The 23,522-nt window shown below is 31.8% G+C and carries 22 protein-coding genes and 1 other RNA gene; 16 read left to right on the top strand and 7 right to left on the bottom strand.

Annotated elements, in window-relative coordinates; translation table 11 throughout:
• Nucleotides 1–93: 93 nt before the first annotated feature.
• Nucleotides 94–1,893, bottom strand: coding sequence for a translational GTPase TypA (gene typA / locus ACFWU4_RS06580; protein ID WP_411126053.1), 1,800 nt, complete (start codon nucleotides 1,891–1,893; stop codon nucleotides 94–96).
• A 194-nt stretch (nucleotides 1,894–2,087) separates the two neighbouring features.
• Here typA and ACFWU4_RS06575 point away from each other — a divergent pair, with 194 nt between their 5' ends.
• Both ACFWU4_RS06575 and kdsA read left to right on the top strand, forming a co-directional pair.
• On the top strand, nucleotides 2,088–2,447 hold the full coding sequence (locus ACFWU4_RS06575; protein ID WP_411126051.1) for a hypothetical protein: 360 nt from the start codon (nucleotides 2,088–2,090) through the stop codon (nucleotides 2,445–2,447).
• 47 nt (nucleotides 2,448–2,494) lie between these two features.
• A complete protein-coding gene (gene kdsA, locus ACFWU4_RS06570; protein ID WP_411127238.1) occupies nucleotides 2,495–3,298 on the top strand; it encodes a 3-deoxy-8-phosphooctulonate synthase in 804 nt (267 codons plus the stop codon).
• Here the strand turns inward: kdsA and ACFWU4_RS06565 are convergent.
• Together ACFWU4_RS06565 and ACFWU4_RS06560 are read right to left on the bottom strand one after the other, a co-directional pair.
• On the bottom strand, nucleotides 3,288–3,674 hold the full coding sequence (locus ACFWU4_RS06565) for a DUF1801 domain-containing protein (protein ID WP_411126050.1): 387 nt from the start codon (nucleotides 3,672–3,674) through the stop codon (nucleotides 3,288–3,290). The genes kdsA and ACFWU4_RS06565 overlap by 11 nt on opposite strands.
• A gap of 6 nt (nucleotides 3,675–3,680) precedes the next feature.
• Nucleotides 3,681–4,034, bottom strand: a complete 354-nt coding sequence (locus tag ACFWU4_RS06560) for a hypothetical protein (RefSeq protein ID WP_411126048.1) — start codon at nucleotides 4,032–4,034, stop codon at nucleotides 3,681–3,683.
• 111 nt (nucleotides 4,035–4,145) lie between these two features.
• Here ACFWU4_RS06560 and ACFWU4_RS06555 point away from each other — a divergent pair, with 111 nt between their 5' ends.
• The 9 genes from ACFWU4_RS06555 to ACFWU4_RS06515 all read left to right on the top strand — a co-directional run bounded on the left by ACFWU4_RS06555 (nucleotide 4,146) and on the right by ACFWU4_RS06515 (nucleotide 12,343).
• Nucleotides 4,146–4,757 (top strand): hypothetical protein, encoded by a 612-nt coding sequence (locus ACFWU4_RS06555; protein WP_411126046.1) that lies wholly within the window; start codon nucleotides 4,146–4,148, stop codon nucleotides 4,755–4,757.
• A gap of 57 nt (nucleotides 4,758–4,814) precedes the next feature.
• Nucleotides 4,815–5,108 (top strand): winged helix-turn-helix domain-containing protein, encoded by a 294-nt coding sequence (locus ACFWU4_RS06550; protein WP_411126044.1) that lies wholly within the window; start codon nucleotides 4,815–4,817, stop codon nucleotides 5,106–5,108.
• Between the two features lie 55 nt (nucleotides 5,109–5,163).
• Nucleotides 5,164–6,549, top strand: a complete 1,386-nt coding sequence (locus ACFWU4_RS06545) for a DUF4173 domain-containing protein (protein ID WP_411126042.1) — start codon at nucleotides 5,164–5,166, stop codon at nucleotides 6,547–6,549.
• Between the two features lie 332 nt (nucleotides 6,550–6,881).
• On the top strand, nucleotides 6,882–7,403 hold the full coding sequence (locus ACFWU4_RS06540; RefSeq protein ID WP_411126040.1) for a hypothetical protein: 522 nt from the start codon (nucleotides 6,882–6,884) through the stop codon (nucleotides 7,401–7,403).
• Entirely contained in the window at nucleotides 7,400–8,014 is a 615-nt protein-coding gene (locus tag ACFWU4_RS06535) for a vancomycin high temperature exclusion protein (protein WP_411126038.1), read from the top strand. The genes ACFWU4_RS06540 and ACFWU4_RS06535 overlap by 4 nt, the downstream gene beginning before the upstream one ends.
• Nucleotides 8,015–8,020: 6 nt before the next feature.
• The gene (locus ACFWU4_RS06530; RefSeq protein WP_411126036.1) at nucleotides 8,021–8,419 is read left to right on the top strand and encodes a DUF2809 domain-containing protein; all 399 of its coding nucleotides are present in this window, start codon (nucleotides 8,021–8,023) and stop codon (nucleotides 8,417–8,419) included.
• Nucleotides 8,382–9,038: a DUF1361 domain-containing protein gene (locus ACFWU4_RS06525; RefSeq protein WP_411126034.1), complete on the top strand. Its 657-nt coding sequence runs from the start codon at nucleotides 8,382–8,384 to the stop codon at nucleotides 9,036–9,038. The genes ACFWU4_RS06530 and ACFWU4_RS06525 overlap by 38 nt, the downstream gene beginning before the upstream one ends.
• A 13-nt stretch (nucleotides 9,039–9,051) precedes the next feature.
• The gene (locus ACFWU4_RS06520) at nucleotides 9,052–9,759 is read left to right on the top strand and encodes a hypothetical protein (RefSeq protein WP_411126032.1); all 708 of its coding nucleotides are present in this window, start codon (nucleotides 9,052–9,054) and stop codon (nucleotides 9,757–9,759) included.
• 244 nt (nucleotides 9,760–10,003) lie between these two features.
• Complete coding sequence (locus ACFWU4_RS06515) at nucleotides 10,004–12,343, top strand: T9SS type B sorting domain-containing protein (RefSeq protein WP_411126030.1); 2,340 nt, start codon at nucleotides 10,004–10,006, stop codon at nucleotides 12,341–12,343.
• A 21-nt stretch (nucleotides 12,344–12,364) separates the two neighbouring features.
• Here ACFWU4_RS06515 and ACFWU4_RS06510 read toward each other — a convergent pair whose 3' ends face one another.
• On the bottom strand, nucleotides 12,365–13,570 hold the full coding sequence (locus tag ACFWU4_RS06510) for an NAD(P)-dependent oxidoreductase (protein ID WP_411126028.1): 1,206 nt from the start codon (nucleotides 13,568–13,570) through the stop codon (nucleotides 12,365–12,367).
• Nucleotides 13,571–13,778: 208 nt separating this feature from the next.
• On the opposite strand from ACFWU4_RS06510, the gene ssrA reads away from it, so the two are divergent.
• From ssrA to ACFWU4_RS06485, 5 genes are all read left to right on the top strand, one after another.
• Nucleotides 13,779–14,173, top strand: a transfer-messenger RNA (tmRNA) gene (ssrA, locus tag ACFWU4_RS06505).
• 252 nt (nucleotides 14,174–14,425) lie between these two features.
• Nucleotides 14,426–14,788, top strand: coding sequence for a fructose 1,6-bisphosphatase (locus ACFWU4_RS06500; protein ID WP_411126026.1), 363 nt, complete (start codon nucleotides 14,426–14,428; stop codon nucleotides 14,786–14,788).
• A 13-nt stretch (nucleotides 14,789–14,801) separates the two neighbouring features.
• Entirely contained in the window at nucleotides 14,802–15,620 is an 819-nt protein-coding gene (locus tag ACFWU4_RS06495; RefSeq protein WP_411126024.1) for a cell envelope biogenesis protein OmpA, read from the top strand.
• Nucleotides 15,607–16,095, top strand: a complete 489-nt coding sequence (locus tag ACFWU4_RS06490; RefSeq protein ID WP_411126022.1) for a Rab family GTPase — start codon at nucleotides 15,607–15,609, stop codon at nucleotides 16,093–16,095. The genes ACFWU4_RS06495 and ACFWU4_RS06490 overlap by 14 nt, the downstream gene beginning before the upstream one ends.
• 10 nt (nucleotides 16,096–16,105) lie before the next feature.
• Nucleotides 16,106–17,623 (top strand): hybrid sensor histidine kinase/response regulator, encoded by a 1,518-nt coding sequence (locus ACFWU4_RS06485; protein ID WP_411126021.1) that lies wholly within the window; start codon nucleotides 16,106–16,108, stop codon nucleotides 17,621–17,623.
• A 132-nt stretch (nucleotides 17,624–17,755) separates the two neighbouring features.
• Here the strand turns inward: ACFWU4_RS06485 and ACFWU4_RS06480 are convergent, their stop codons facing one another.
• The 3 genes from ACFWU4_RS06480 to ACFWU4_RS06470 all read right to left on the bottom strand — a co-directional run.
• Complete coding sequence (locus tag ACFWU4_RS06480; protein ID WP_411126019.1) at nucleotides 17,756–19,744, bottom strand: OmpA family protein; 1,989 nt, start codon at nucleotides 19,742–19,744, stop codon at nucleotides 17,756–17,758.
• 13 nt (nucleotides 19,745–19,757) lie between these two features.
• Entirely contained in the window at nucleotides 19,758–20,675 is a 918-nt protein-coding gene (locus ACFWU4_RS06475; protein WP_411126017.1) for a type IX secretion system membrane protein PorP/SprF, read from the bottom strand.
• Between the two features lie 49 nt (nucleotides 20,676–20,724).
• Nucleotides 20,725–23,522 (bottom strand): gliding motility-associated C-terminal domain-containing protein (locus ACFWU4_RS06470; RefSeq protein WP_411126015.1); only part of this gene is annotated, 2,798 nt, incomplete at its 5' end.

Here is a 23,522-nt window from a genome sequence, read left to right as displayed (position 1 = left end):
TAAATATAAAACTTCTAAAGTTTATTTATCATAAAAAAAGAGAAACACTTTTCAGTATTTCTCTTTCAATTTTTTTTAAAATATAATTTAATATTATATGTTCTTGTTGCGCTTGCGCTCAACTTCACTTAAAAAGATTTTACGCAACCTTATATGGTTAGGTGTAACTTCTACATACTCATCTTTCTGAATATATTCTAAAGCCTCTTCTAATGAAAACTTAATTGCTGGTATAATTTTAGCTTTATCATCTGCACCAGACGAACGTACATTACTTAACTTTTTAGTTTTAGTAACATTAACAGCCATATCATCTCCACGAGAATTCTCACCAATCACTTGACCACCGTAAATATCTTCACCAGGATTTACAAAAAACTTACCACGATCTTGTAATTTATCAATAGAATAAGGAATTGCTTGCCCGTTTTCCATAGAGACTAAACTACCATTCTGTCTTTCTGGTATTCCACCTTTTAATGGTCTATAATCTACAAAACGATGCGCCATAATAGCTTCACCTGCTGTTGCTGTTAGTAGTTGATTACGTAACCCTATTATACCACGTGATGGCACAATAAACTCACATACCATTCGGTCACCTTTAGCTTCCATACTTACCATTTCACCTTTACGCATAGTAACCATTTCAATCGCTTTACCAGATACATGTTCTGGTAAATCAATCGTCATTTCTTCAAAAGGTTCACATTTAACACCATCAACTTCTTTAATGATAACTTGTGGTTGTCCTATTTGAAGCTCGTAACCTTCGCGTCGCATTGTCTCAATCAAGACAGATAAATGCAGTACACCTCTTCCAAAAACCATAAATTTATCAGCACTGTCAGTTTCTTCAACACGCAGTGCTAAGTTTTTTTCAAGTTCCTTAGTTAAACGGTCTTTAATATGACGAGAAGTTACATATTTTCCATCTTTACCAAAAAATGGAGAATCGTTAATAGTAAATAACATACTCATTGTAGGCTCATCAATAGCTATCGTTTTTAAACCTTCAGGGTTTTCGATATCAGCGACAGTATCACCAATCTCAAATCCTTCTAAACCTACAATAGCACAGATATCACCTGTTTGTACTTCTTCAACTTTTTTACGACCTACACCCTCGAAGGTGTGTAACTCTTTTATTTTACTCTTAACAATAGAACCATCTCTTTTTACCAAAGATATCTGCTGATTTACTTTTAAACCACCTCTTGTTAAACGACCAATAGCAATACGACCCGTAAATGAAGAAAAATCTAAAGATGTAATTAACATCTGTGTAGTACCTTCTTCAATTTTAGGCTCAGGTATATGCTCAATAACCATATCTAATAATGGCTCTACATTATCTGTTTCATTCTGCCAATCATCACTCATCCAGTTGTTTTTTGCAGAACCGTATACTGTAGGAAAATCTAGTTGCCATTCTTCTGCACCTAACTCAAACATTAAGTCAAAAACTTTTTCGTGTACCTCGTCTGGTGTACAGTTTTCTTTATCTACTTTATTTACAACAACACATGGCTTTAAACCTAAATCAATTGCTTTTTGCAAAACAAAACGTGTTTGAGGCATAGGACCTTCAAAGGCATCTACTAAAAGTAAAACACCATCTGCCATATTTAATACACGCTCAACTTCGCCACCAAAATCGGCGTGACCTGGAGTATCTATAACATTAATCTTAGTATCTTTATAAACAACAGAAACATTCTTTGAAGTTATTGTAATACCTCTTTCTCTTTCTAAATCGTTGTTATCTAAAATTAGATCACCAGTATTTTCATTTTCACGAAATAACTGACAGTGATACATAATTTTATCTACTAAAGTTGTCTTCCCATGATCGACGTGTGCAATGATTGCAATATTTTTAATATTAGCCATAATATATGCTGATTTTAAGCGCGCAAAGGTACATCTTATTCTCCGCACTTCGTTAATAATATGTTATATTTTAATTTTCAAACAATTTAGAATTGTATTTTACCGTTTCATAACTTATAAAAAGTAAAAAGCCTAACCCAAAAAAATCAATCGCTAATTGGGCTATTTACGTCTGAACCCTTAAAATAACCCAGATGCAAACAATTAGCAAATACGCAAAATTCATACCTTATCTGTATTTTTTATCAATAATTATTTATTGGTTTACTAATATTAATAGAACTGATGGAGTGTCGGCCTATCCTATCCTATTATTTGGCATTCCTTTTTTGTGGCAATTAATAAAACCAAATAGAAAATTAAACTTCTCTTTAGGTATAATTTTTGTTTGTCTTTCTTCCTATCTTATATTCGCCTATCTTTTTGATTTGCTCAATATTGTAAACTGGTCTGAAGCGCTAAAACGCTTATTATTTTATGGTGGTGTATTAGTTGTAGGAAACTTTATAATGTCACTCTGGATTATTAGAAATAGCATAAAAAAGGTCTTTTAAATTGTTATCTTTGTTGCCTAATACTTAAGCATTTTACTTTGATTACAATTCCGAAATTAAAACACAACGAATCTGATAATTTTTTCTTGCTTTGTGGCCCATGTGCCATTGAAGGTGAAGATATGGCACTTCGTATTGCCGAAAAAGTTATTTCTATAACAGACAAACTTCATATTCCTTATGTTTTTAAAGGTAGTTTTAAGAAAGCTAACAGAAGTAGAATTGATAGTTTTACAGGAATCGGAAATGAAAAAGCTCTAAAAATTCTTAGAAAAGTTTCTGAAACGTTTGATGTACCGACAGTAACAGATATACATGAAGCATCTGATGCTGCTATGGCTGCAGAATATGTTGATGTTTTGCAAATTCCTGCTTTCTTAGTAAGACAAACTGACTTAGTGGTAGCTGCCGCTGAAACAGGCAAAGTGGTGAACTTAAAGAAAGGGCAATTTATGAGTCCTGAAGCCATGAAACATGCTGTGCAGAAGGTTAAAGATGCAGGTAATGACCAAGCATGGATTACAGATAGAGGTACTATGTTTGGTTACCAAGATATGATTGTAGATTTTAGAGGTATTCCAACGATGCGAAAAATTGCACCAACTGTTTTAGACGTCACACATTCTTTACAACAACCTAACCAAAGTATTGGTGTTACTGGTGGACGACCAGACATGATAGAGACTATTGCTAGAGCTGGTGTTGTAAACAGCGTCGATGGGTTATTTATAGAGACTCACTTCGATCCTGCAAATGCGAAGAGCGACGGAGCCAACATGTTACACTTAGATAATTTGGAAGGTTTGTTGAGTAATTTAGTGGCTATTAGAAAACTCGTTTCTACTTTTTAGAAGATTGTTTTTTTAATATTAACTTAAACGGATTGGTATTAACTTCTAACTGTTTTTGAAGAACATAAACAACAACCTCATCTCTAATATCATCTGTAGATTTATAACGTAATGACCTAATTGATTTTCGGTTAGCATCTGTAAAGTATTCAGTAAACTCTTCCATTTTATCAAAATGCCAAAAGGCTAAATCCACATAATCTTTTGTTTGATTAAGATAGCATAGCGGTATTCCATTGTAATAGTAAAATGGGATTTTCCATTTGTATAATAATTCCGCATCTGGAGCAATTGCCACTATAATCGCCTGAAGTTGAAGCAAAATTGACTTATAAGGCTCACTCTGATTTAATATGTAGAGTTCTGCTGGATTCAAAATAAATTAAAACAAACCCCAAAGACCAATAGCAATTAGTCCAATTCCTATGATAGCTTTAAAAGGCATCAATTTAGCCGAGAGCTTTCTAAGGCTTGTTTCTAAAGCGGGCACCTTACCAAAAACATGTGTTAATAATAAAAGCCCTCCTAAAATACTTGCTACACTAAAAAGTATATTTCCCCAAAAGGTTAAAATAGCTAACACAATAAGTGCACAACCAATAATGGTTTGAAAAGGTGCTAAAAAACTAGCTATTTTATTAAAAAAGTTACTTTCTCCATCCCATTTATCGAGAGTTGCTAATCCGAGTAAAATTCCGCCTGAAATATTGGCTATTATTAAAAGTAATCCTATCATAATCTTATAATGGTTTAATTATTAGATCATCAATTTAGTTAAAATCTTCTAAAATAGTTTTGCTTCTTTGAAATAAAATGTTTTACTTTGTATTTCAAAGTACTTTAAATTATGAGTAACGAAGATTATTTAAAAGACATTAGTGAGATAAAAAACTTAATGAATAAGTCCTCTCGTTTTATTTCATTGAGCGGTTTGTCTGGAGTTTTGGCTGGCATCTATGCTTTAATTGGCGCAGCCATTGCTTATTATTTAGTAATTAATTACAGTGGTGGAACATTATTTATATTTTATGGTTGGGTATTTTGGACATGTATGGCAGTTTTATTTGCTATAGCTTTATTAAGCGCAACAACTGGGATTATACTCACCACCAAAAAGGCAAAAAAGAATAATGAAAAAATATGGGATAATTCTTCTCGTAGATTACTCTTTAACTTTTTAGTTCCTTTAGCAGTTGGTGGTATTTATTGTATAATAATTTTGAGTCAAGGAAGATATGGACAAACAGGTGGCTTAATGCTTGTTTTTTACGGACTAGCTTTAGTCAGTGCTTCTAAATATAGTATTGGAGATATACAGTATTTAGGATATATTCAAATAATTCTAGGATTAATTGCAAGCTATTACCCTGGTTATGGATTCTGGTTATGGGTTCTTGGTTTTGGAATTATGCACATTGTTTACGGAACTTGGATGCATTTTAAATATGACACGAAATAGTTAGCAGTTTCAGTCGCAAGTTTCAGTAACTTTGAATATGAATTTTGAACTATTAACGTGAGTATAATAACAAACATAAATAAGCTTTTTGATCATAGAATTAGACTTGGCATTATGTCTGTTCTAATGGTAAATGAATACGCTGATTTTAATATGCTAAAAGAATTATTGGGCGCTACAGATGGAAACCTTGCGAGCCATACAAAAGCCCTTGAAAAAGCTGAATATATAACCGTAGAGAAACAATTTATTGGACGTAAACCTAATACCAGGTATAGTGCATCAAAACTTGGTAAAGCAGAATTTAAAAAACATATTGAAGCTCTAGAAAAATTAATTAATAAAACATAACATATTTTTTTAAACTTTTACTTTGTATTTCAAAGTACTTTTAATAATTCTAATCATGAAGAAAATAATATTATTCATTGGAGCATTTTTATTTAGCAGCTTATTCTTTGACAAAAGTATTGGGCTAAACTTATTTCTGTTTAGCATCCTTACACTCGTAATACTTTTAATAAATAATAAGAAGGACTTTAAGAAACAAAAGACCATACTCTATTCTAGTTTGTATTTAATAACAGGTTTAGCGGTATTCTTTCATGATTCATTGTTAGCTATAATCGCCAACTGTGTTGCCTTTTTTACTTTGATTGGTCTATTATCCGAGCATAATTCATCTATTTACATCCATTGGCTTAACGGACTCTACTCCACCATCGCTGGTCTTTTTCATCGTAATTTCTCTGTTATTGAAACAACTCAAAAAGTAGAATCAAAGCATGATAGAGACTATATACATTTAACAAAACTTGTATTTATACCTATGATAATTGTTATCATTTTTATAGGTCTTTATCAAAATGGAAATCCATTATTTAACGATTTAATTGATCGCGTTGATTTTAGTTTTATCAATATTCAATGGTTACTTTTTGCAGGATTAGGTTATTACTTATTATCTAACATACATAAACCTGTTGAAGTAGAACCTGCAACTACCCAAGACTTAAATACTAATAACCTTTTAGACAAAACAAATGATTTTTCAGAATTAAAACTTAAAAAAGAAAATCAACTAAGCATTATCCTTATAGCTATGCTCAATGTTCTAATTGTTATTTTTCTAATTACCGACGTTACCTTTATACTCACCAATTTGGATATTAGAGCTTCTGTATTTTCAGAACAAGTACATAGCGGCATTAATGCTTTGATTGCTTCAATAATTATTGCCATAATTATTCTTCTCTACTTTTTTAGAGGTGATCTCAATTTTTACAAAGACAATATTATAGTTAAAAGATTAGCCTATACTTGGATTATTCTCAATATTATTTTAGTGCTTAGTATAGGCATTAAAAACGGTCAATACATTTATTACTTTGGTCTTACTTACAAACGTATTGGTGTGTTAATCTATCTACTTCTTTCAGCAACTGGACTCATAACAACACTTCTTAAAATTAATCAGATCAAGAATATTTGGTACCTCATAAGATTAAATACCAAAGCAGCATTTGTTGTTCTGATTTTAGCAAGTACTATCAATTGGGATAACCTAATTACGAACTACAATTTTAATAATGCAAAATCAATGGACTTTAACTACCTCATTGAGCTTTCTAATAACAATACTTTTCTATTAAAAGAACAGGCTAAACTAAAAGAATTAGATCAAAATTCTATACAATTAATTGATAAAAAATATAGGAGATATACTCACGAATTGAAAACAAACTCTTGGCAAGAGTTGCAGTACGATAATTTAAAATTAGATACCAAATAATTATGATAGCAATTATGATATTTGGATTAATTATTGTTTGCTCAATCCTCTTTACAATTATAAGATTGAGTATAGCATTAGTGTTTTGGTGTTCAAAAAAACCAAAGGATAGCTATCATGTTTTCAAGAATTATTTTCCGTATTATATTATTGTCTTTTTTACAATTTGCTTGTCGTTGATTATAATTTATGACTTTAACGAAGTTGTTATATATCTAGTTGTTTCACTCTACACATTAGCACTTTTAATCTGGCGCTATATAATGAAACGATCGACTAACTTAAAGTATAAAAAAAAAAAATACTGTTAAACCAAATCAATCTCATCTGCCATGAACAACCTATTTAAAATCATAAAATCTCTGAGAAAACGACTTATCATTTTCCTTTTTGAGCATTCGCAACGTATATACACTTCATTATTCAAAAGTCAGGAATCTTGGAACGTAACAAAGGCTGATTTATTGAAGCTACCTCAACCCTCTTTTGGCAGACATTTGGGAGAATTCTTGCACAAAAATGATTTTGAACTTATCCCAAAAGTAGAACGCCATGATTGTTACCATGTCCTTTGTGGCTATAGTACAGAAGTTGAAGATGAAATCGCTCTGCAATGTCTATGTTATGGCAACGGTAAGCGAAGTCCTTATTTATATGGCGCTATTATTTTAGGAGTAGCTATCCTGCCAGATTATTACCAGTATTATTATAAATCTTATACAATTGGAAAACTAGCAAACCCTTTTCATCATTTTAATTATAAAAATATTTTAAATATTTCTATTAAAGATTTTAGAGCGATGATTTTTTCTAAGTCAGAATTAAAACAACTTCAATTAAACTACGAATTATGAAAACACTCAAAATCATATTACTAATAACTGTATTGATAGGTTTTGGTATTATAATAACCTATCACTGGATAAGTTTTAGAACAAGTAACCTCGTATATAATGATGTAACTACAATACCAAAAAATAAAGTAGGTGTATTATTGGGAACAGGAAAATATACAGCAAACGGTACTATTAATCTCTTCTATAAAAATAGAATCGATGCCGCTGTAAAACTTTATGAAGCCAATAAAATAGAATACATTTTAGTGAGCGGAGATAATAGTAGAAAAGATTATGACGAACCCTCAGATTTTAAAAACGATTTAATTGCTAAAGGAATTCCTAAAGAAAAAATAATATTAGATTTTGCTGGCTTTAGAACTTTAGATTCTGTTGTAAGAGCTAAAGCAATTTTTGGGCAAACATCAGTGACATTCATTTCACAAAAATTTCATAACCATCGTGCTATTTATATAGCAAATCATTACAAAATTAAAGCTATTGGTTTTAACGCCAAAGACGTATACAACTCCCATTTTAGGGAGTATCTAGCACGCTCAAAAGCAAGTTTAGATTTGGCCTTTAATGTAAAACCCAAATTTCTAGGTGACCCAATTCTAATACCTTAAAATCGTATGAAATTACAATTCCATAAAAACTATTTAGTGCTTGCACATTCTTTATTTCTAGTAGAATTAGCAATTGCTTTTATTATAAAAACAGGGTTTATTCGCTATACACTTGGCGATTATCTATGTGTCGTTTTACTATACGCAATTATAAGAGGATGCTCTAGCTTGAGTGTGAGGGCCTCAGCTATTATCGTCCTCTTTATTGCTTATGGTATAGAGTTTCTTCAACTCACATCTTTCTTAGCCTACTTTAATTTACAGCATAGTTTTACTGCATCTCTCATTTTTGGTAACACCTTTCATATAAGTGATCTCATAGCTTATACACTCGGAATTATAACCATTTTAATAATCGAAAAACAATATGGAAACCTTAAAAACACGTATACAATCAAAGTATAAAACCTTATCATTAATCACTGTAGCACTATCATTTAGCATTGTTGTACTCCTGGTACGAATAAAATTGAACAAATCGTTCTTCTACCTATTTTTATTATGGAATGTATTCTTAGCAATTATTCCTTATGCTATAACCATGTATCTAAACACTAAAGAAAGTATTAGCAACTTAAAGCTAAGTCTATGGTTTTTAGTTTGGTTGGCTTTTTTACCAAATGCACCTTATATTGTTACTGACCTAGTACATATTAGAATTGGTAATGATGCATTATTATGGCTCGATGTTTTGGTTATCTTATCCTTTGCCCTAAGTGGATTACTTTTATTCTACTTATCCATTTTAGATTTTCAAAAATTGATATGTAAAAAACTTAAGAAGTTGCCTACCGAAATATCTACTATTTGCCTGCTATTGCTATGCGGTTTTGGAGTTTATCTTGGTAGATTTCTACGCTATAACTCTTGGGAAATTATTAGCAACCCAAAAATTTTGATATCAGATATATTAAACATAATTATCTCACCACTTCAAAATGCAGATGCTTGGTTATTCACATTGGGTTTTGGTGGTTTTCTGGTCGTTGGATACGGAATATTTAAGAACTTTCACAAACACTAAATCAATTAAAATAATGAAACATTTAACAACAATATTATTAGCACTTATAATTTTAAATAGTTGCAATAAAAGCAATAAAACTTTTGCCACAAGTGATGGAAAAATAAAGGTATTCAAAGAAGACACTAGTCAAATTGAAGGTGCAGATTTACCCATCCATCTAGATAGTACCGAATATCTCATTCATGCAATAGGAAAAATTGACACATACAATAGTCGCTCATTCTTATATTCAGAATCTAATAAAATGAGAAACATGTCGTCTTATAATATCTCTAGAAATAATAACTTTACTATAACTGGTGAGCTAACAAATATTAAATTTCAAAATTTTGGTTCTGAAGAGTTAGTAACATTAACTGAGGATAATCTAAAAATAACTTCGGTAACATATTTAAATAAAATAGCTGACGAAGAAAATAAACTTCTCATTTACACTATTTATGACGCTGATACGAATAAAGATTCGCAACTAGATTATGAAGATATAAAAACACTATACATTAGTAATATAGATGGTAGCAATTTTAAAAAATTAACTCAGAACTTAGATCAACTAATTGATTGGAAATTAGTTTCACCACTAAACCGCATATATTTTAGAAGTATTACGGACAGCAATAAAAATGGTGAATTTGATACTACAGATAAAATTAATTATCAATACGTTAACTTAAAAAATCAACAATTTAAAGTCGAGTCATACCACCCAGTACAATAATTAGCATTGCAAAATTTATAATAGTTCATTGTCAATTTATTACACTAATATTAGCCTTACCACTTTACACTTATTAAATCTGTTATTAGGCATAATTATTGATGCATATAGGCACAGCTATAAATCAACTAAAGAAACTGATTTTCATCCTATTAATTTGGATATTCAGCTAATTTTAATAATTTATTAATATCTGTTGAAGTAGTTAACTCTATCTTTGATAAGGCTATGAATATTAAAGAAATTGACCACTAAAACAACACATAGAGTTTTTATTCTATTAATGACTTTTTTGTTACTGCAATCCATAAGTGCGCAAAACGAAAGAAATCATTGGTACTTTGGTATACTGGCCGGTATGAAGTACAATGGCAATGGCAACTATGGGAGTTTAGATAATAACACAATTGTACGTAATATTGTTTTTGGAGAAATAGAAGGTCCTGACAATATTATTTGCGCCAGCGATGAATTGGGTAATTTAATGTTTTATTCTGATGGACGCGTATTTAAAAATCGTGAACATCAAAATATGCTTAACTCACCAACCGATCAGTACTCCGTGAGATATGCACAAGCCGCTGTTGCTCGCGACCCAGGAAATGCAAATCGATATTATGTTTTTGTTACTGTGCAAGATGGGCTAAAAACTAAACTAACTTATAACGTAGTAGACATGACGTTAGACAATGGTTTAGGTGGTTTAGACCCAAATTACGATCACGAAATAATAGTTAACGCTACAGGAGAACTTATGGTAACAGCACAACATGCCAATGGTAAAGATTTATGGCTCATTTGTGTGCGGAGAGGGCGCTATCATTCCTACCTAATTACAGAAAATGGTATATCTACAACACCTGTTGCATCTACAGAAGGCATTAGCTTTTTTGATGGAAATTCGGCAAATTTTGGGGTTATGGAAATATCACCAGACAATAAATTAATAGCTGCTGGTTTCCCTATTCTGAGAAAACTTTTTTTATTAGAATTTAATAACTTAACAGGTAAAGTCGATTTAATTTATGAGGAAGAAGAGGAAGACCAAGAAATACCTGGTCCATTTACTGGAGTAGAATTTTCAGCAAATAGTAAAGTACTCTACACAACTTATATTACAGAAGGTATTCAGCAATATGACATTTCGGACTTAGAAAACATACCTCCACGTATTAATATTACACCATTGCCTAGCGCTATATATCCTTATCTAAAACGTGGTCCAGATGGTAAAATATTTAGTAGTCAAAGAGGTAGATCTTACATAGGCGCAATTCAAAACCCGAATATTATAGGAGAAGGGTGTAATTACTCTAGCAATGTTTTAACTTTAAGTGGCGCTCATCTTTTAGATTTGCCAACCTTCTTATTACCAAAAAAGCCAAAAGGCATTTCATTTAAAAATATATGCGAACGTGAGACTACAGAATTTAGTTATAATGTTGAAGTAGGTAGAGCTATATATGAATGGGATTTAGGCGATGGAACAATTGCTTTTGGTGAAGAGTTAGAACATACTTACGCATCAGCAGGAACATATACTGTAACGGTAAATGTGTATGATGAATTTACTGGTCAATTACTGCAAACCGAATCCAAAGACATTACAATATATCCTAGTCCAAGTATACCTAGTTTAAATGATCTTTATTTTTGTAATGAGGACACTACTATATTTTTCTCAAATTTAAATGAAGATGTCTTGGGCGGATTAGACCCTTCAGTCTTCAGAGTCTATTATTACTTTTCTGAAAGAGACGCCCTATTAAAAGAGAATAGTATAGAAGAATATATACCAGAAATTGGAACAAAAACTGTTTGGACACGAGTTGAAAATGCCTTGAATCCTACTTGTTATGACATTTCTCAGTTTAATATTGAAACACCAGAATATATAACCATAGACATGCCAAGCGACTACTATATTTGTGATAATACCGGAGTTGTAATTACTGCGCCAGATGGTTTTATTAGCTACGAATGGTCTACAGGAGAAACAACTCAAGAGATTATAGTCTATAATAATGGTCAATACACATTAAAAGTAATTAAGGATTTTGAAACTTTTACATGCGAAGCCCAAACTACTATATTTGTTAGCACAGGTGTACCACCAATAGTAGAAGATATTAAGGTAATAGACTGGAGTCTTAACCATAATTCTATTGAAGTAATTTTAAGTAATCAAGGGGATTTCGAATTCTCTGTAGATGGCGTTAATTACCAATCTTCAGCCCAACTGCTCAACTTGCCCATTGATGACTATCAAGTTTACGTAAGAGAAGCTAACTGTTTGCAAGAGTTCGTTAGCGATACCCTTTTCCTTTTATATTATGATAGATTTTTTACACCAAATGAAGATGGAGTAAATGACTATTGGCAAATCATTAATTCATTGCAAGAGGAAGATCTCGAAGTTTATATTCTAAATCGTTATGGTAGAATTATGGCGAAACTAGATTATGACGATAGAGGTTGGGATGGCACCTATAAAGGTGTAAAATTACCATCTAATGATTATTGGTTTAGAGCTGTACGAAATAATGGAGATGTCCATTATGGTCACTTTACACTAAAGCGGTAATTAAATAAACTTTTAACCAATTTATTTTTTGTTATCAACATAATCCTGAAGATAAAGAAAACGTTCGGTCAATTTTCCATTTTCAGTAATCTTTGCACGTTTAAGCGTTCCATTTTTGTCCCCATTAAAAAATGCTGGTATAACATGCTCAACAAAAGTTTCACCAAAACCTTCACTAGCGTCTTTAGGCAATTCACATGGCAAGTTATCTACAGCCATAACTGTTATGGCATTATTAGCTTTAAACTCAACTTCTTTTTCTGTTTGTACATCATAACCATAAAAAGGTTCAGCGATTGTTGATGGTCTTATGGTACTAGCAACAGGTCCATCTATATCACAAGAAATATCGGCCACTAAATTAATTTTAAAATCAGCAGTTTTTGCATCTTTCCTTGTAAATAAATAAGGGGCATTATTGCCGTAGAAATGGCCAGCAATAAAATAGTCCGTCTCTTTAGCATAAGGCATAAAATTGCTTTCGTAGTCAGAAGGATCCTTATAAAATTCCCACTTATCTCCGACAGTGCCATCTTTTCGTTTAGCATATTCCATAACATCTGCCATTACATAAACAGGCTCGGTGAATTCTGAAGTTAAATATAAAGCATCACTAATTTCTTTTATTCCCAGATGGTCTAATATTTCTTTTGCACCATAGGCTACTTTGCCTGTTCCTGTTAATAGAATTTTTATATTAGGAATAGTGATTTTATCGAGTTCAGATTTTACTTCATCTAAATCCGCAAGCGTCTCAACTTTTGGTAGATTGAATAATTTATCTCTTATACCTAATGCTCTAAACCCATTGTAAGCACCAACTAAACCTGCATAACGGCCAAATCCAATTAGTCGCATACCGTTCTCTCTTACAATGGTCTCATGATCATACATTTCGATATTCCTTTCTAGCATTGTAACTAAAAGTTTTCTATTGTATGGTTGCTTTTTTATGGTATGAGAAAAATAGAAATACTTTTTATTGGGTATAAGATACTCTAGCGGCACTTCTTTAACACCAATCATAACATCAGCATCAGAAATATCATCTGTAACTTCAAATCCCAATTTAGCGTATTCTTCATCAGAAAAGACTCTAATATCAGAAGACTCTACAACAAACTCAGCCTTCGGAAATTTATCTCTAGCCTCAGCCAAAGTTGCTGGTGAAAAGACAACACGTCTATCTGGTGGACTCTTACGTTCTTTTATGATGGCAAATTTCATACGAATAGATTTTAAAAACTGACAAAACTGTCAATCTGCACTATGGAATAATTTTTGCACGAAAATAATTGGATTTAAGAGGTTGCACAACTTTTTTCGTAACTTCGCCATCCTTTTTATTAGAAAAGGAATATAATTGGTTGATGAGTTCCTGAAATCATTTCAGGATTAATTCAATCAAGTAAATTAAAATTTACTGTTTCATTAAGGGGTCGACTGGTTTTGACAGCGAGATTAATTAGATAGTAAGCACGTCGTGTAATGGCATTGAAACACGTAAAAGGCTAGACCAAATTTTAAACGGCGAGAATAACTACGCTTTAGCTGCATAATCTGAATTATAGTAAGATTAAGCCTCGTCCTACTAGGTAGGAGAGCTAAATGTCTCCAGAAAGCCTTGGTTAATGGCGTTCTTACTAGAGGCATCGTAAATATTAACTTAGATTAGGTAGTGCTTTGATGCCTTTTCGAGATTAAGAAGCTAAGCCAAAAGTAGGTTGTCTTTAACCAGCTTTACGTCGAAAATCTAAGAAAAGAATAAACGTGTAGAAAGTTATTTTGTTACTTGTTTGGACGAGAGTTCGATTCTCTCCGACTCCACTTCAAAAGCCTTGTATCGCGATATATAAGGCTTTTTTTTTTAGAATTAAAGCCCATTTTTTTAAAATCGAATTAAAACCAATTTGCTATTTTACTTATGAACTTTTTAAACTTGTAAGATTACTCTTATTGGTGACAAATTTATCTGAAGCGCTTTATTTCATAAAAAAATGTTAACACATTTAATTGCAGTTCATCTATTTTAATTGAAACTTTTCCTATTTTTGAATTAAACCAAGCTAAACTTTCTCTAAGATGGCAAAAGAAGAAAAACAACTGACCGCTAAAAAAATTAATGGTAGTGTTAAGGATCAAAACTCAAAAATTGACGCTATAAAAGAACTCATTTTTGGGGAAAATATTCAAGCTTACGATTCAGAATTTGAAACTTTAAAAGCTGATATTAACGCAAAGAAAAAAGAATTAGAGCATCTAATTGATGATGTAAAATCAGAACTTTTACAAAAAATTGATTCATTAGGTACCGATTTAAATATTAGAATCACCGAAGTGGAAGATAGTCTCAATGAAAAGGTTGAGAACTTAGAAGAGACAAAAGTAAATAGAAAACTATTAGGAGATCTCTTTATTAAATTAGGAGAAAAGATTAGTGATTAATTAAACCTAATTAATGAATCAAGAGGAAAAATTAAGTATAATCAAAGATATTCTGCTTACTGATGAGAGAGAGTTTCTATCTAACATTCAGAATAAAATTACGACTCTTGAAAACACCGTTAATAAAAAGGAATTACTTTCTAATAAAGTTGACCCAATCATTGATGAAAAGTTAAAAATCTTTACAAAAAATATTCCAGATACTTTAGGTCCAACCATTACTAAAACTTTAAAAGAAGAGATTAGAAATTCGCAAGATGCAGTGGTAGAAGCACTCTACCCGATTCTTGGTAAAATGATTAAAAAATATATTCAGCATGAGATGAAAATGCTTTCCGAAAGTATAAACAATCAGCTGAATAAAGCCTTTTCATTTAGACGTTATTTTAAACGTAAAAAATCTAATTTTAAAGGAGTTAAAAATTCAGATTATATCTTACAACAACAATCTAATCCAAAAATTGAGCAGATTATTTTTATTGAAAAAGGATCAGGAATTGTACTGGCTGAATTCTCAAAGGAGATAACCATGGATGAAGATATGGTTGGAGGCATGCTTACAGCAATTAAAAGTTTTACGGAAGATGCGTTTAAAAAAGAAAATCAAAATTTAAACTATATTGAGTATGACCACTACCACATACATTTACAAAATTTCTCTTCCTACTATATAGCTGCAGTTATATCTGGAGCGTATAATATTATTTATAAAGATAAATTAGAAGATCGATTATTAGCATTTACTAGCAAATATGTTAATCAGAATATAATACAGAACAAAACTGAACTCACTCAAAAAATCAAAGCGTATTTTAAGAATGATAGCCTCTAAAAAAATAGTACTATTAGGTCATTTTGGGGTTGGTAAATCTTCTTTAATCCGGCGATTTGTTAAAAATGAATTTTCTGACGATTATAAAGTGACTATTGGTGTACATATTTCTAAAAAAGAAATTCAACTTTCAGATTCAGAATCTATTGCATTAATCATTTGGGACTTAGAAGGGCAAGATGATATACATAAGACGCGCGCTTCTTACCTATTAGGAACAAGTGGATTTATCTATGTTTTTGATTTAACAAGACCAGAAACTTTCAAAAACCTTAAGACTGAACTTCGTTTTATAAAAGAGAATTTTCCAAACATTCCGATAAAAGTTGTGGGTAATAAGATGGATCTAGTTACAAAAGTGTATTTAAAGCAATTTAGCGTCATTTTCGATCAGTTTGTCGATTATTTTGTAAGTGCGAAGTCAGGTAGTAGAGTTGAACTTCTTTTCTCTAAATTAGCTAAAGCACTAATTTAATTCAAAAAAAATGCTTGCTGAGTACAAAAAGAAATATCATAAAACTAATTTTCAGTATGTACTTGTTGATTTATCTGGTTCAATCTTAGAATCAGATAATGTACTTTTTAAACTTACCCCAAAAGCAAAGATTCAAGATATACATCCGTTTTTTGAATCTATGACAGAATTGTTTTTAATGAACAATCAAAGATTCGATTTTACTTGCGTTAATCTAGACAATCTAGATAACCCTCTTATTGTTGATATTATAATACACACAAAAAAAGAAGAACCTGTTTTAATAATTATAGAGGATCTAACAAAACATTATAATGATTACCAATTAACTGCACAAAGAAGAAATGAATCTTTAATTAGTTATGAAGTACTAGAACTAAAAAATGAATATCTCTTAGAGAAAGAACAATTTAAAAATAACTTTATTGCTAACTTTAGTCATCAGCTAAGAAATCCTATTACAGCATCTTCAATTTTTAGTAAATTTTTAAGTAATACAGATCTAAACTCTGAACAAAAAAATTATTTAGACATAATACTCTCTGCCAATACCGACCTAAAAAATAGAATCGAAGATATTTTAGATACAGCTAAGATAGAGTCCGGCAAGCTCATTCTTAACGCATCAATATTTGAGTTAAACAAATTCTTAAAAAATATTAGTGTTGGCTATAAGATATTGGCTAGTAAAAAGGGACTAAAATTTAATGTCAAATTAGGTCACAACCTTCCTGATTTCATTTTTGCTGATGAGTATAGACTAAAACAAATTATTGGGAATCTTTTAAATAATGCAATTACTTATACCTATAAAGGACTAGTGAGTTTAGATGTCTCATTAAATTATATAAGAGCAGGTAAGGCAAATCTGAGATTTGAAATAACAGATACAGGTATTGGTATAGAAGACGAACAACAAGAATTCATTTTTGAAAGATTTAATAAGGTTAATGCTCATAAATCGAATAATAGAAATATAGGACTTGGGCTTTCTATAGTTAAGTATTTAATTAATGAAATGGATGGAAATATTACGATGAAGAGTTCTGTTGAGCAAGGATCTCAATTCACTTTTAATATTAGTCTTAGAATTGCTGAAAAACCAATTCAAGATACTAATGCAATCGCAAATAAACCTCGTAATAAATTCAAGAATAAGAAGAATTTAGTTTTAATAGAAGATTCTGAATTAATACAACTATCTATATTAAAGATTTTATCCTCTGATGGTAATTTCTTTATGAATATTATTTCTAATGGAGAGGATGTCGTTTCATCCATTTTAGAGCAGGACGTAGACATCATTTTAATTTCTAATACGATTCAAAGATATTCTGCTGAAGAATTAGCTTTATCCATACAAAGTGCATCAAAAAGCACTAAAAAGATTCCTATTCTAGCCCTTACTACTGAAGTGTTTAAAGACGACATTAAACGTTATAAAGCTTCTGGCATTAAAGATGTCATAACTAAACCATTTGATGATAATAGTTTATTAAAGCAACTTTATAAATACACAAAAAAATAAGCGGACTTTACGTCCGCTTATTCTGGTTAGAGTTCTAAACTATTAATCAATTCTTAGGGAATTATTAAACTTACAAAGTAAACTCCATAAGATAGAACCTAACCGCAATCAACCTCAACAAACTTAAATTATTTACATTTTCACGATTATAAATTCGCTACGTCTGTTCATTTGATGTTCTGATTCTGAGCAAGGAACTCCGTTAGAACATCTATTTATAAGTTGAGACTCACCAAATCCTTTAGCACTATCAATTCTATCTGCTGAAATACCTTGTGCTATAATATATTCTCTCGTAGATTTTGCTCTACGATCGGACAAGGCCATATTGTAACTGTCAGAATTACGAGTATCTGTATGAGATTCTATCTGAATCACCATATTCGGATACTCATTCATCAACAATACTATTTTGTTAAGTTCTATCGCTGCATCATTTTTACGGATGTAAGATTTATCTAAATCAAAATAAATAATACCAATCTTAATTTTTAAAAGACCACCTTCTTCAACAATAAGTTCGTTTACAGTTTCTATACCTAATGCAACTACTGTTTCTCCAGTTTCATCTAGTGTTTTAAAATCTTTTTGTTTAGGAGCATATCCTGTCTTATTTGCTTTCACTTGGTGAGGTGCATCACAATCCACTATAGTATTAAACTTGTACGCGCCATTTAAATCGCTTGTTGTTTCTTCGATTTGAGTGTTGTTTGCATCAAAAAGTACTAAGGCCACATTCGCAATACGCTCACCTGTAATTGTATTAGACACGTATCCACGAACCTTTTGCTCGCAAATGTCTTCGGGTCTCGGTACTCTTATAAATGAATAAATATCATCATCACCTTTACCACCTGATCTATTAGAACACACAAACCCTGTGTTTAAATCTTCTTTAATTATAAAATTAAAATCATCTAACTTACTATTTAAAGGTGAACCTAAGTTTATAGGGTTACTAAAAACTTCAGATTCTTTGCTACTATGAAAAACGTCTAAACCACCTAAACCCAGATGACCATCCGAAGCAAAATAAAGCTCATTACCTGCTATGTAAGGAAACATTTCTCGGCCAGGAGTATTAACAACTGCACCTAAATTTCTTGGTTGAGAGTATCCAGTAGAATCCATCTCTTTGTCATTATTGTACTCCAAAATATCAACTACAAAAATATCTGTTGCTCCTATTGTACCTGGCATATCTGAAACAAAGTATAACAGTTTTCCATCTTCACTAATTGTTGGATGACCAACTGAATAATTCTCACTATTAAAAGGCAATTCTTTTACATTATACCAATTATAACTACTATCCTTTTCTTTATCATTTCTAACTTGAGCACTGTATAATTTTAGGTGATTAGTACCATCATTATCTCTTCCTAAATCACCATTATAATTATTTCTTGTAAAATAAACTGTTTTGTAATCTGGTGAAAAGGCTAAAGTTGCTTCATGATACCTCGTATTTAATTTATCTGAAAACTCTTCAATTTTAGAAACATTAGATTCTAAAGTGTTCAATTTTCCTAAGTACATATTTAAGAATGGTTGCTCATTCCAATGGTAAATTCTGGTATGAAAATTTGAAGAATCTACAGCTGAAGAATAAACGAGTTGGTCTTTGTAATACTGAACACCAAAATCTGAATATTCAGTATTTACTTTAACATTTTTTAGAGTGAATTCACCTTCTATATTCAAGACATCTTCAATACTTTGATTTTCTTGATTAAAATGTTCTACCCTATTATCTTCAGACTTTGTTCTTTTTGAGAATTCTTTCATCCAACGTTTAGCTTGTCGGTAGTCTCCTATTCCTTGTAAACTGTGAGAATATCTAAAAATATATTCTGATTCAACTTCATCACCATAGTTACTTATAAGGACATCATACCATTTATAAGCATTTTCCATGTCTGTATTAAAGTAGTACGAATCTCCTGCTCTTTTTAAAAGCTCTAGACTATAATTTTTCTCCTTCTTGAGTTCTTTTTCATATAACTCAGCAGCTTCCTTGTACCAAAGTCTATCAAACAGTTTATCTGCCTTAGTGTTTTTAGTTTGTCCGTAAGAGAAACTAACTAATAAAACGATAATTATTTTAGTAATGTTTTTCATTTTTATTAATATTTTAAAAGAAGCGTGGGGATTTTAATTTTCTTTCTTTAGATCTTAATTCGAATCGTAACATAATATCGTGTGTACCAGAATTAAAATCTTGAAGAGGTGTCGTCGTATAATCGTAAGAATAGCTTATAAGTAACTTTGGGCTTATTTGCAGACCTATTAAACCACTAATAGAGTCGTCCCATCTGTATGCTAATCCAAGTCGTAACGCATCATCAAACATAAAATTAGCTGATAAATCCACAATGACTGGTGCACCTACGACAAACTTACCTAATACAGCAGGCATAAACTTTGTAGTGTTACTAAGGTCAAACACCTTTCCTCCAATTAAATGAAAGTGTAAACGTTCTGCTGCAACGGAATTAGCAACTTCATCATAAATTTCATTGGTTAAGAAATTAGGTACTGAAAAACCAATATAACTTTTATCGCCGTGAAGATAAATTCCTGCTCCAACTGTTGGTAAAAATCTATTTCTAATATTGTTTTGAAACACATCTTCTTGACTTTGAAACGTTCCTCTTGTAAAATCAACATTTAACATACGCCCACCACCTTTTACTCCAAACGATAACTTTCTTCCGTTATTCAAATTTAAGGTGTATGAGAAATTACCATCAAAATAAAATTCATCTGATGGTCCTAATCTGTCATTAACAAATGAAAGTCCTAGACCTACGTTTCTCCCAACAGGAGATTCTATAGTAAGTGCCTGCGTGGTTGGTGCACCGTCTAGCCCAACCCATTGCGATCTATGATAACCAGTTAGGGTTAAATGACCTCGAGAACCTGTGTAAGCTGGGTTTACATTCATCGTATTATACATATACTGCGTATATTGAGGATCTTGTTGCGCACTACTTTCGAAGCTTAGAAAGCAAAGCATTACAGCTATAACTAATTGAATTTTTAATTTCATGTTATCATTTTTATGTTTGAGGTATGTTCTATTAATTTTGTTCATAATACTATCTCATTAGATATAACCAACCAGAATATCTGTCAGATCCATCACCTAAGTTAAGTATGTAGTAATATGTACCTACTGGTAATTTTTCATTAACGTTAAATACTGATCTTCCGTTAGAAGTTCCATCAAAGGTATTATCATAACCTTCTTTACTATAGACAAGGTTACCCCATCTATTATAAATTTCTAATGTGTTATTAGGATAATCATTAATACAATCGATAGTAAATGTCTCATTTAGACCATTTCCATTTGGTGAAAATTCATTATAAATCTTTAAACACATTGGATCAATAGTTTCACTTGACTCATCATTAGTTGGATTAGAATCTATCTGATCTAAATATTCTAAAGATGCTGTATTAACATAATCATTAATATCTAATACAGTTACCGTTATACTGAGAGTTTCTGTTGAACCTGCTGCTATAACTGGAATGGTCCATAATCCTGTAAAATTATCATACACGCCTGAGGTTGCATTAAAAGATTCAAACTGATAACCTGTTGGCAAGACATCAATAATTTCTACCGATGTAGCATCTATATTACCTGTATTGGTTGCAGTAATTGTAAACACTACAGTATCTAAAATACCAGGGTTTCCGTTATCTACAGTCTTATTAACAGCAATATCTGTAGTTGGTGTATTTATTGCGACAGCACTTTCGTCGTCCTCACTTTGATCACCATCGTCATTATCTGGATTACTATTTGGATCAAATTGATCACTAGCTGTAATTTGAGCTTCATTTACATACTCACCTTCAGTTAGTGTTGGGATATTTACAGTAGCCTCATATGTTAAAGCTAAGCCTGTCAAAGGAACCGATAAATTGGTCCATTCAATAATGTTTCCTGTTAATATACCACCGTTACTTATATTAGAAATGTTACTATAACCTATAGGTAAAATATCTTCTACTGCCACACCTGTTGCCGTATTTGCACCGCCATTAATAATTTGAAGTGTAAAAGTCACAACATCACCAACGTTAGCATTAACATTACTTACTGATTTGTTTAAACTTAAATCAGCAGTTTCTGTCATTACTAAGACACCATCTTCGTCATTTTCACTTTGATCACCATCATCATTATTAGGGCTACTATTCGGATCTATTACATCACTTCCTGTAACTTGAGCCGTATTAAAATATTCACCAGCCGCTCCAGTAGGTTCGTTAATAAGAACATCAATAAATAGTATTTCTGTATCACCACTGTCAACGGTACCAACATTCCATAAACCTGTTACTTCATTATAAGTTCCAGATGTTGCACTGAAAAGAATAAAGTCAAAACCTGCTGGTAATAAATCCGTCACTTCTACTCCTGTAGCTGCATCTGGTCCAGCGTTACTCACTGCAATTTGGAATGTAATTTCATCACCAACATTTGGCATAATATCATTATCTACAACGGTTTTAGTAAGCGATAAATCTGCCATTGCTTCCACTGGTATAACTAATACGTTGTCTTCATCATTCTCACTTTGATCACCGTCATCATTATTAGGGCTACTATTAGGATCTATAACATCACTTGCTGTAACTTCTGCTATGTTCAAATACTCACCTGCAGCTCCTGTTGGGGCGTTTACTATTACATCAATAAATAATGTTTCAGTGTCACCACTAGCAATTGTACCAAGTGTCCATAAACCTGTCGTCTCATCATAAATTCCTGACGTAGCACTGAACAATACAAAGTCAAAACCAATTGGAAGTAAGTCTACAACCTCTACTCCTGTGGCAGCATCTGGACCAGCATTAGTGACCGAGATTTGGAATGTAATTTCTTCTCCTACTAAAGGTGTTGTATCGTTATCTACAACGGTTTTAGATAATGAAAGATCTGCCATTGCATCTAATGGTGTTACAAGCACATTATCTTCATCATCTTCACTTTGGTCTCCATCATCGTTGTTAGGATCAGAATCTAAATCTGAAATATCCGAAGCTGTAACCTCTGCAATATTTAAATAGTCACCTGTTCCATTAACTAATACATCTATTAGAAGTGTTTCTGAAGAACCGTTATCAATAGTTCCTATAGACCATACGCCCGTTATTTCATCATAAGTACCTGCTGTAGAACTAAATAAGATAAAATCAAACCCTGATGGTAATAAATCCGTTACCTCTACTCCAGTTGCGTCCTCAGGACCACTATTCGTAATCGTTATAATAAATGTAATTTCTTCTCCTACTAGTGGTGAAGTGTCATTATCTACAACCTCCTTAGTTAAAGATAGATCAGCTATTGATTCAATCGGTGTCACTATCGCATTATCTTCATCATCTTCACTTTGATCTCCGTCATCGTTATTAGGTATAGAATCGATATCTAATACATCTGAGTCAGTTACTTCTGCAACATTTAAATAATCACCTGTTCCATTTACTAATACATCTATTAATAAGGTTTCTGAATCACCTGAAAGAATAGAACCTACAGTCCATAATCCTGTTGTCTCATCGTAAGCACCTGTTGTTGAACTGAACAGTACAAAATCATATCCTGATGGTAATAAATCCGTAACAGTAACTCCTGTTGCGTCTTGTGGTCCATCATTAAATACTGTGATCTGAAACGTTATTTCTGTCCCTACTAAAGGTGTTAAATCGCCATCGACAACTATTTTAGTTAATGATAAATCTGCTTGAGCTGGCACAATTGTTACTGTATCCTCATCATCATCATCTCCGTTACCATCTCCATCTTCATCTGTCCCGGCACCTGTTGTTGGATCACTATCTGGATCGTATTGATCACTTGCTGTAATCTCCGCTG

Origin of the sequence: Winogradskyella sp. PE311, assembly GCF_046545555.1 — a bacterium.
Lineage (GTDB): Bacteria > Bacteroidota > Bacteroidia > Flavobacteriales > Flavobacteriaceae > Winogradskyella.
The sequence above is the reverse complement of the archived record's forward strand: the minus strand, read 5'-3'. Positions and strand labels throughout refer to the sequence as shown.